Genomic DNA, 345 nt, shown 5'->3' with positions numbered 1-345 from the left:
CGGTCCTTCTTCTCCTTCACCTCGATCTCGGTGGCGCCGCGACCTTGATCACCGCAACGCCGCCGGCGAGCTTCGCCAGACGCTCCTGCAGCTTCTCACGGTCGTAGTCGGACGTCGTGTCCTCGATCTGCTGACGGATCTGAGACACGCGGGCCTCGATGTCCTTCTTCTTGCCGACGCCGTCGACGATCGTGGTGTCGTCCTTGGTGATGCTGACGCGCTTGGCCTTGCCCAGCATCTGCACCGTGACGTTCTCGAGCTTGATTCCGAGATCCTCGGAGACCATCTCGCCGCCGGTCAGGACCGCGATGCCTGCAGCATGGCCTTGCGGCGATCGCCGAAGCC

The 345-nt window shown here is 64.1% G+C and carries 1 pseudogene; it reads right to left on the bottom strand.

Going from position 1 to position 345, the window contains the following annotated elements:
- Positions 1 to 345 (bottom strand): annotated as a pseudogene (gene groEL, locus AUC70_RS03910) (chaperonin GroEL); the annotation flags it as partial.

The organism is Methyloceanibacter stevinii (assembly GCF_001723355.1).
Classification (GTDB): domain Bacteria; phylum Pseudomonadota; class Alphaproteobacteria; order Rhizobiales; family Methyloligellaceae; genus Methyloceanibacter; species Methyloceanibacter stevinii.
The sequence above is the reverse complement of the archived record's forward strand: the minus strand, read 5'-3'. Positions and strand labels throughout refer to the sequence as shown.